Raw genomic sequence first — 9420 nt, forward strand, 5'->3', positions numbered from 1 at the left:
AATCTTTTCCGTGACCAAATGGACCGCTATGGTGAGATCTACACAACTTACGATAAAATTCTAGCGGGGGTTAAGCTAGCACCAAAGGCTACCATTATTACTAACGGGGATGAACAAATCTTCAATACGAAAGATTTACCAAACCCAACAATCTATTATGGTTTTAATCATGAGTCCAAAAGTGATTTCTTAGCACCTGCTAACACGGATGGGTTACTATGTCCAAAGTGCCAACACATTCTCCACTATCATCTCCGGACTTATGCAAACCTTGGTGATTACTTCTGCCCTCACTGCGGTTTCAAACGGCCTAAATTAACTTATAACGTTACTAAACTAACTAAGCTAACCCCAACTAGTTCAAGCTTTGAATTAGATGGCAAACCATATAAAATTGAAATTGGTGGTGTTTATAACATTTATAACGCGCTTGCTGCTTATGCCCTTGGCCGTTTCTTAGGAGTTGAACCAGCGCAAATTAAAAACGCTTTTGAATCTGACGAACGCGTATTTGGTCGGCAAGAAATAATTAATGTTGACGGTAAAGAAGTTACCCTCGTCCTAGTTAAAAATCCAGTCGGCTTAAACCAAGTACTTGATATGATCATGACTGATAGCGAACCATACAGTTTTGGATTCCTTTTAAACGCTAACTACGCTGATGGAATTGACACTAGTTGGATTTGGGACGGTAACTTTGAGGCCTTAAAGGGTCAATCAATCCCTTATTTCATGACCGGTGGAGAGCGCTACAAAGATATCACGACCCGCTTAACTATGGCTGGGATCAAATTAAACGCTACCGAACCTGATCTAACTAAAGTAATTGATCTAATTAAAAAAATGCCAACGAAGCACGTTTACTTATTAGCAACTTACACTGCTGTTTTACAACTACGAAAGGAACTTGCTGATAAAAACTATATTCAAGGAGGGATGGACTAATGGCTAAGTACCATCTTCGTTTAGCTCATTTATATGGGAACCTTTTAAATACCTATGGTGATGAAGGAAATATCATCGCTTTAAAATATTATGCTCAACAAATGGATACTGACATTGAGGTTAAAGTCGTTAGCATTGAAGAAGAATTTAATGCTGATGATTATGACCTCGCCCTCTTTGGTGGTGGTCAAGACTATGAACAAATGGTTGTATCCAAAGACCTACCAAAGAAACAAGCCGAAATCAAGCGTTACATTGAAACTAATAAACCAATGCTAGCCATTTGTGGTGGTTACCAACTCCTCGGTAAATATTATATCGGCGCAAACGGTGAAAAAATATCTGGTGTTGGGGCCCTTGACCACTACACATTAACGCAAAGTGAACACCGAACTGATCGGGCAAACAGCAGTCGATTTATTGGGGACATTGTGATTAAAAACTCCGAAACCGGACAACTTTACCATGGTTTTGAAAACCATAACGGCCGGACATTCCTTGGTGAAAATGAACGTCCTCTTGGGATTGTTCAAGAGGGTCACGGTAATAATGGTGAAGATAAAACTGAAGGTGCTATTTATAAACACACCTATTGTTCATATTTCCATGGGCCAATCTTGACAAGAAATGGCGAACTAGCAAAGACAATGCTTTTAGAGGCCCTAAAAAATAAGTACCCCGATGCCGACTTTAGCCAACAAGCATCCTTAAAGATTACCCCAACGTTCTAAGGAGGATTTCATATGAATCTCTTTTCTACCCTAATGGTCGTAATTTTCTTTATTGAATCTTTTTGGGAAGTCCGTTTATACACTCGCCTAACCCAACAGGTTGCAAGTGTCCGAGACCACAGTGAACAAGATAGGGTTCAAAAAGTGCTACGCCTTGAGCGAAGATGGAACCTTTTTTCATGGGTAATCGTCCTTGCAGTTCTCTTCACTCCCGAAAGTGTTTTTCTTCCTCTTTCCTGTGTTCTCGTTTTATGTGAGACGATCGTAATCATGAAGCTTGATCGAGAAGATCAACGCTTAAAATAAGAATCAAAACTTTGGCATTTAATCCTGATGCGTGATAAATTCTATTTAAAAGTTTGAATTTAAGATTTGAGGTGTCCTTATGGCAAAAATCAATTATAAAGCCGCCCTCGTTGCTGGGATTGCAGCCGGCTTTGTTTCGGGACTTGTTAAGTTAGGTTGGGAAAATTTAATGCCACCCCGAACTCCTGAACGAGATGCTACTAATCCACCGCAAAAATTACTAGAACAACTTGGCGTACCAAAAAGCGTAACCCATTCAACTTATACTTATTCTGGTCATCAACTTCCTTGGGTAAGCTACTTAGTTCACTTTAGTTTTTCAAGTGGCTTTGGCGCCCTTTATAGTGTTGGTGGGCAATTACTTCCTTGGATCAAGGTTGGGCAAGGAATCCCATTTGGACTAGGTGTTTGGGAACTCTTCCACGTTGAACTAATGCCAAAACTAGGGACAGTCCCAAGGGCAAAGGAACAGCCACTAGAAGAACACGTTTCTGAAATTCTTGGTCACGCCGTCTGGATGTGGTCAACTGATTTAATGGCTAACCAAATCTATCAACATTTGAACAATCAAAAGTAAATTTGACTAGCAAAAAAGCGGCCGGGAAGAAACTAATGTTTCTTCCCGGCTTCTTTTGCATTTTCGAATGTTACTCGGTAACTAAGGTCAAAGTAGTAGCTGATCCCTAGCGGTCGCACCCAACCGATTCAGCCTTGCATGGGCTCACAAACGCCAAACCAGTTGGCTGGTTTGCTCCAAATCACAGCCTTAGTAGCATCCCTCCCCTTTTTTTTAATTAGCCTAGCTTTTCTCTTTTTCGTTCAAATACGAAGCAATAATCTGATCTCGTAATTCCAGAAAACGATCATTTTTTGCTGTCGGGTGAACCCGGTTGGTTAAAACAATCAAGCCTTGATCCGTTTGTTGATCTAAAATCATAAAAGTCCCAGTAAAACCAGTATGAGAAATTACCGAATGGCGATCTTTGCCTCGGGACAAAAATAATTTCCAGCCAAAGCTCCGGTTATGCATTCCTTGCATCCGCGTTTGATCATGAAAGAAACTTTGAATCATCGTTGTCGTTAATAATCCACCAAGGTTATTTTCCAACAATTCATGAGCGTATCGCTCTAATCCAGTCAAAGTTCCAAATAAACCGGCACTTCCACATTGCTCCTGCAAAACAAAGGCCTTGGGATCATGCACTGTTCCTCGGATTAATCCCCGTTTTTTAGATAACTCAGTAGGCACAGTTCCTTGGACTGGAGGATGATAGCTTAGCTCGTTAGTTAGGCCAAGCGGTTGGATAACCGTTTCGGTTACCAGCTCTTGAATTGGCTTACCGGTCACCTTTTCGGCAATTAATCCTACTAAGATTAATCCAAGATCGGTATAACAAATGTTTTTTGCTAAATTCTCCCCAAAAGATTCAGTATTCAAAATTGCCTGTAAAAGTTCGGCATGATTAAGCTCGTTTCGATGGGGAATATACCCCTCAATCGCTGCGGTATGAGTTAATAAATCTCGGATAGTTGCATTCTTTCCTTTCAGCTCTGGAAGGAAAGTTTTTACTTGATCATCCCAATTTAGTTTTCCAGCTTGGACTAACTGAGCAATCGCAGGAAGGGTGCCGATCACTTTCGTTAAAGAGGCTAGATCATAAAACATCCCCGGCCTTAGCGGTTCAAGTTCCGGTGTGATTTTTGCCCAACCCGTTTCAACCTTTAGACGTTGATTTCCTTCAAAAATCAGATATGAAAGTGCTGGAACCACTTTGTTGATCCGCATGTTAGTTAGTAATTTTAGCGTTTTTTGATACTTAGTTTGAATTTGCATTTTTCCTCGAATTAAGCCTTTTCAGTCATTTGACCTGAAAATTGGCTATTGTATAGGTCTGCGTAAAAACCGTTTTGCACCATTAATGAATCATGATCCCCAGTCTCAACAACTCGGCCATGGTTCAAAACAATAATTTGTTCTGCCTTTTGAATTGTCGATAGTCGGTGAGCAACCACAAAGCTAGTTCGACTTTCTTGCAACTTTCGCATTGCAGCTTGAATTTGCACTTCGGTCCGGGTATCAACTGAACTCGTAGCTTCATCCAAAATTAAAACTTCTGGATCTGCCAAGAAAGCCCGCGCAATCGTCAATAATTGGCGTTGCCCTTGCGAAATATTTGAAGCCGTTTCATCTAAAACTGTGTCATAGCCATTTGGCAACTCGCGAATAAAGTTATCAGCCCGGGCCATCCGAGCAGCTTGGTAAACTTCTTCATCTGTTGCATCTTCACGGCCATACTTAATGTTTTCAAAGATTGTTCCCGTAAATAACCATGTTTCTTGCAATACCATCGCTAAATGTTGTCGTAATTCATGACGGCTCATACTACGAGTATCCCGGCCATCTAAGAAAATCTTACCGTTATTAACCTCATAAAAGCGCTCTAGCAGATTAATAATGGTGGTCTTACCTGCTCCGGTTGGCCCAACGATAGCCACCATTTCATTTCGTTTAGCCCGGAGATTAAAGTCTTGAATCAGTGGTGTCTTTGGATCATAAGCAAAATCAACGTGTTCAAATTCAATCATCGGTTGCGGTTGATTCTTAACTGGGGTTGTCGTCTTACTTTCATCCATTTCCGCTTCGTCCAAAACCGCAAAAATACGTTCCGCTGAAGCAATCGTTTGCTGGATTGTGCTTGATAAGTTAGCAATCTGGGTTAAAGGACGGGTAAATTGATTGACATACTGAATAAAAGCCTGTACATTTCCCAAAGTAATTTGGCCATGAATAACTTGAATTGTTCCCACTACAACAACTAGTAAGTAGCCCACATTATTAATAAAGTTCATCAAAGGAAAAATTAAAACTGAAAAAAACTGAGCTCGCCACGCCGCCCGGTAGTAATTCTGGTTATGTTCCGCAAATTTAGTAGCTTCATCTTGTTCATGGTTAAATGCTCGGATAATCGTTTGTCCTGCATAAACTTCTTCCACTTGAGCATTAATCTTTCCCAAAGCTGCTTGCTGGCGTTCGAACAGTTTTTGAGCAGTTGGTGCAACAAAGCCAACTACGATTGCCGAAAGCGGAATCGTGACTAGAGCAACGAGCGTTAACCGCCAGCTGATTGAAATCATTAATGCCAAAGCCCCAATAATCGTCAGAAGCGAAGTAATGATTTGAATAATCCCTTGCTGGAGAGCAGTCGCAATGTTATCCATATCATTAACCATCCGGCTCATGATTTCCCCATTACTCGTCGCATCATAGTACTTAACGGGCACCCGAGCGAGCTTTGCTTTGAAATCTCGTCGTAAATTAAAGACCGCCCGTTGTGAGACCCGGGTCATGATGATTTGCTGACCAAAACTAAAGAACCCAGACAGTAAGTAAAGGACTAACACAATCAAAGCAATGCGACCAATTTTAGCAAAATCGATTGGGAAAGTCGTTAAATGCTGACCCATTTTTATCTCGGTATACCCCTTCATGATGCCTTGATAAATCGTAGTTGTCGCTTCTCCAAGAATTTTGGGAGCAATGATCGAGGTGATAACCGAGGCAATGGCCATCCCAATTGCAATCACCATTGCTAACCGCCATGGTCGTAGGTAAGTTAACAGCCGCTTCGTTGTCGGCCAAAAGTGATTAGCTTTTTCAGCTCCTCTCCGTTGCCGATTATGCATTGGTTGTTACCCCCTTTTGAATCTGTGACGCAATTATTTCTCGGTAAGTTTGATTATTGGCTTTTAGAGATTGGTGATCACCTTTCCCTAACAATTCGCCATCTTCAAGCACTAAAATTAGGTCCGCATCGGCAACCGTTGATACCCGTTGAGCAACAATTACCTTAACGGCATCTTTTAGCTTCGAATCAGCTTTCAAGGCTTGGCGTAGTTTTGCATCCGTCTTAAAATCAAGAGCTGAAAACGAGTCATCAAAGATGTAAATGCTTGCTGGTTTAATAATCGTTCGAGCAATCGCCAATCGTTGTCGTTGCCCGCCGGAGAAGTTGGCACCATCTTGTTCGACAATTGCATCCAAGCCCCCAGCTTCTTCAACAAAGTCCCGCGCTTGAGCAACTTCTAAGACATGCCAAATCTCTTCATCGCTTGCGTTTGGATAACCAAATTGCATATTTGAACGAATTGTTCCCGCAAACAGAACCGCCTTTTGCTGAGTGATTGACACTAAGGTGTGCAAGTCATGTTGACTTAAACGTTTAATTGGCATGCCATTAATCTTAATTTGGCCACTCTCAGGGTCAAATAGGCGTTCAATTAGGTTAACCAGGGTTGATTTCCCTGAGCCAGTCCCACCAATAATTGCCAAGGTTTGCCCACTAGTAACCTCAAAATCACAATTATTTAAGGATAATTTTTCAGCTCCTTGATAGCGAAAATTGACGTGATCAAATTGTAGCCTTGGTGCTTTTGACGTTAATCTAAGTTGCTCGCTTGGTTTTGGATCTTTTACCGCAACTTCATAATCAAGAACTTCATTAATTCGCCGAGCCGAAGCTACTCCCCGTGGAACAAACACAAAGACCATTGCTAACATCATAAATGAAAAGAGAATTTGGACAGCATATGTTAAAAAGGAGATCAAATTCCCCACTTGCATCGTCTGGTTTGCAATTAAATGGGCTCCATACCAAATAATTGCTACATTAGTAAGGCTTAAAATTAAAGTCATTGTTGGGAAAAGAAATGCTACCCAGGTAAAGGCTTTAATCCCCGTTTCTGTATAATCTTCATTAACAGTATTAAATCGATTTTGCTCCCGTTCATCCTGGTTGAAAGCCCGGATTACTCTGACTCCGGTTAACCCTTCCCGAAAAACCAGATTAATCCGGTCAGTTTTCTTTTGAATACTCCGAAAAAGTGGTACGGCTTGGCTCATTACAATCACAACAGTTACCGCTAATACTGGCAGACTAATTAAAAAAATCATGGTTAATTTTGATTCCCGATGATAAGCCAAAACAATCGCTGCAATCATCATAATTGGTGATTGTAGCATCATCCGCAAAGTCTGGAACATCACCGTTTGGACTTGAACCACATCATTAGTTGAACGGGTAATTAAGGACGAATCACCTAATTCACTAATTTCCTTATTTGAAAATCGCATTACTTTATCAAAGACTTGTTTCCGCAATTTTCGACCAACGCTCATGGCTTGAGTTGAGGCAAAAAAGGTATTTAAGGCAGCGGCAACAAGCCCAACTAAAGAAACCAATAACATCATGATCCCTTCGTGTTTAATATAAGCAAGGTCATGGTTAATTACCCCTTTATCAATCAAATCAGCTGTAATCGTTGGTAAATATAAATCACAAAAAACTTGTAGCAGTAAAAAAACAACCGCAAAAATCGTTGGTATAACTGCTAAATTTTTTCGAGCAATTTTTATCATGGCTTACTCCGCATTCTTCCCATAATAATGTTCAAAATTCTTTGTCATTTGTAAAACCGCTCGGTTCATCGCAACCTTATCGGCATGGGATATTCCTTCCATCAAGTGTTCCACAAATACTTTGTGATCGGCTGCAATTTCACGCGCCCGTTTTTCACCTTTTTCAGTCAAAGAAACCCGCCAAATTCGCCGATCTTTTGGATCACGTTCACGATTAACGTAACCTTCTTCTTCCAAATTTGTTAAAGCATCCGTTAACGAACCTGGTCTTAGGTGGACAAGTTTAGCCAATTCTTTCTGGGAAAGACCAGCTCCCCGATAATTAATCATCCCAATTATTCGATCCCGACCACGCATACCGATTGAATTTGTTCCTTGATGCTTGGCGTGAAAAAGCCGGCCAATTTTCATTCGTAAATTCCACCAATTTGTTAATAATTCTGTATCTTTCATCATCTCTCTCCTTTTAGTTAGATTTGTAATGATTCGCTGTCTAACTGTTTTAGTATATCGAGTCATTCATAATTGTCAACAAATTTCCATTCCGAAATGCGAAGTAATTTTTACAACTTTTTTAAATCCTTAAATGTAAATTGACGCTTGAATATTGTTTTGATAACGTTAAGAGGTTAGCAATTTTATTTAACTGAGGTAAGCAGAATGAATGATGAACATGAAACACGGGAAGAATACCGAAGAGAACTAGAAAATCGGATTAATCAACGTGTTGCTGAAAACAATGCCAACCGTGGAGAGGGCAGCAATTTACCACCTAAGCCACCAATTCACCGTCCTAATCGGGGAGATGGTTATAAATGGGCACGACGGGTAATTCTACTTATTACACTCATTGTAATTTGTTTCGCAGGATTCGAATATCACAAATTACAATCAACTGCAAAAGGGATTTTTGCGACTGGAGATGGAAAAGTTGATACTAAAATTAAAAATGGTGATCCCCTTTCTATCTTAGTGATGGGGACTGACGTTGGGGCCTTAAACCGAGGAAATACCGGTGGAAATACTGACACGATGGAAATCATCACCGTCAACCCAAAGCAAGAAAAAATCACGATGACCAGTTTGCCACGGGATACGTTAGTTCGAGTTAATACCGAAGATGGGGCAGATTATGTTAAGATTAACGCTGCTTATTCAATTGGAGGAGCTAAGCAATCAGTGAAACAAGTTAAAGAATTACTTGGTATCCCCATCGATTACTATGCCGTCGTTAATATGGGAGTGATGGAAAAAGTGGTTAACGCCGTTGGTGGGGTAACCGTTGATAATCCATTTGCCTTTACTTATGAAGGTCACCACTTTAAAAAAGGTAAACAACACTTAAACGGTAGTGATGCCCTAAAGTACTCTCGGATGCGTTATGATGATCCTAATAACGACTATGGTCGGCAAAAGCGGGGCCAACAAGTTATCAAGAGTGTAATTAGTACCTTTAAGAAAAAGGGCTCCCTCACCGCAGCCAACAAGATCTTAGACGCAGTTGGCGATAGAATTCAAACTAATGTTCCAACGGACTCAATTGGGGCACTATATTCAAACTACCGGGTGGCGATGAACAACGTTTCGACTTATCACTTCCAAGGTAAGAACGCAACCATTGATGGGGCATCATTCCAAATTGCTTCACCAAAAGAAATTAACCGCGTTTCAAAGTTAATCCGTACTGCGCTAGGGCTTAAAGCAAAGCATGTTACGAACGCAGAAACAAGAATGTACAATGAGCAAACAGATTACGACGGTTACAATAACGTCAACTTTGTACTACCAAATAATGCTACTTATAACGTTCCGGGTAGTGGCACGAGCAAAACGAGTTCCGAATCAACCAGTTCATTTGGGACAAGTGGTAGTTCAAACTTCATTTCAAATTCAACCACTACTAGCGGTTTGGGATTCTAGCAAAAAACGGCCGAAGAGAAATTTCGGGTCTACAATATTTGGTACTGATAGGAGTAAAATCCTAGCAGTACCAATTTTTTTGATTTAGGGGATTTTATGTAT

At 40.6% G+C, this 9420-nt stretch carries 9 protein-coding genes; 5 read left to right on the top strand and 4 right to left on the bottom strand.

Annotation, left to right across the window (positions count from 1 at the left end):
• From H5993_RS08460 to H5993_RS08475, 4 genes are all read left to right on the top strand, one after another.
• On the top strand, positions 1-945 hold a 945-nt coding region (locus H5993_RS08460), incomplete at its 5' end, for a MurT ligase domain-containing protein (RefSeq protein ID WP_204777026.1).
• Positions 945-1676 (top strand): type 1 glutamine amidotransferase, encoded by a 732-nt coding sequence (locus H5993_RS08465; protein ID WP_204777027.1) that lies wholly within the window; start codon positions 945-947, stop codon positions 1674-1676. The genes H5993_RS08460 and H5993_RS08465, both read left to right, overlap by 1 nt.
• Before the next feature lie 12 nt (positions 1677-1688).
• Positions 1689-1982 carry a hypothetical protein gene (locus H5993_RS08470; RefSeq protein ID WP_180871731.1) on the top strand — a complete coding sequence of 98 codons (294 nt, stop codon included), beginning with the start codon at positions 1689-1691 and terminating at the stop codon, positions 1980-1982.
• A 79-nt stretch (positions 1983-2061) separates the two neighbouring features.
• Positions 2062-2559, top strand: coding sequence for a YagU family protein (locus tag H5993_RS08475; RefSeq protein WP_204777028.1), 498 nt, complete (start codon positions 2062-2064; stop codon positions 2557-2559).
• A 222-nt stretch (positions 2560-2781) separates the two neighbouring features.
• Here the strand turns inward: H5993_RS08475 and H5993_RS08480 are convergent, their stop codons facing one another.
• From H5993_RS08480 to H5993_RS08495, 4 genes are read right to left on the bottom strand one after another with little or no spacing between them, the layout of a single operon-like run.
• Positions 2782-3816 carry a serine hydrolase domain-containing protein gene (locus H5993_RS08480; protein WP_338033144.1) on the bottom strand — a complete coding sequence of 345 codons (1035 nt, stop codon included), beginning with the start codon at positions 3814-3816 and terminating at the stop codon, positions 2782-2784.
• Positions 3817-3827: 11 nt separating this feature from the next.
• Positions 3828-5666, bottom strand: coding sequence for an ABC transporter ATP-binding protein (locus H5993_RS08485; protein ID WP_204777029.1), 1839 nt, complete (start codon positions 5664-5666; stop codon positions 3828-3830).
• Complete coding sequence (locus H5993_RS08490) at positions 5659-7398, bottom strand: ABC transporter ATP-binding protein (protein WP_204777030.1); 1740 nt, start codon at positions 7396-7398, stop codon at positions 5659-5661. The genes H5993_RS08485 and H5993_RS08490 overlap by 8 nt, the downstream gene beginning before the upstream one ends.
• 3 nt (positions 7399-7401) lie before the next feature.
• On the bottom strand, positions 7402-7854 hold the full coding sequence (locus H5993_RS08495) for a MarR family winged helix-turn-helix transcriptional regulator (protein WP_204777031.1): 453 nt from the start codon (positions 7852-7854) through the stop codon (positions 7402-7404).
• Positions 7855-8058: 204 nt separating this feature from the next.
• Between H5993_RS08495 and H5993_RS08500 the strand changes: the two genes are divergently transcribed.
• On the top strand, positions 8059-9318 hold the full coding sequence (locus H5993_RS08500; RefSeq protein ID WP_204777032.1) for an LCP family protein: 1260 nt from the start codon (positions 8059-8061) through the stop codon (positions 9316-9318).
• Positions 9319-9420 lie beyond the last annotated feature (102 nt).

The organism is Limosilactobacillus alvi (genome assembly GCF_016900115.1).
GTDB lineage: Bacteria > Bacillota > Bacilli > Lactobacillales > Lactobacillaceae > Limosilactobacillus > Limosilactobacillus alvi.

Excerpts from the sequence above, each read along its gene's own strand:
- H5993_RS08465 (WP_204777027.1), top strand. The coding sequence starts at position 945 with ATGGCTAAGTACCATCTTCGTTTAGCTCATTTATATGGGAACCTTTTA.
- H5993_RS08470 (WP_180871731.1), top strand. The coding sequence starts at position 1,689 with ATGAATCTCTTTTCTACCCTAATGGTCGTAATTTTCTTTATTGAATCT.
- H5993_RS08475 (WP_204777028.1), top strand. The coding sequence starts at position 2,062 with ATGGCAAAAATCAATTATAAAGCCGCCCTCGTTGCTGGGATTGCAGCC.
- H5993_RS08480 (WP_338033144.1), bottom strand. The coding sequence starts at position 3,816 with ATGCAAATTCAAACTAAGTATCAAAAAACGCTAAAATTACTAACTAAC.
- H5993_RS08485 (WP_204777029.1), bottom strand. The coding sequence starts at position 5,666 with ATGCATAATCGGCAACGGAGAGGAGCTGAAAAAGCTAATCACTTTTGG.
- H5993_RS08490 (WP_204777030.1), bottom strand. The coding sequence starts at position 7,398 with ATGATAAAAATTGCTCGAAAAAATTTAGCAGTTATACCAACGATTTTT.
- H5993_RS08495 (WP_204777031.1), bottom strand. The coding sequence starts at position 7,854 with ATGATGAAAGATACAGAATTATTAACAAATTGGTGGAATTTACGAATG.
- H5993_RS08500 (WP_204777032.1), top strand. The coding sequence starts at position 8,059 with ATGAATGATGAACATGAAACACGGGAAGAATACCGAAGAGAACTAGAA.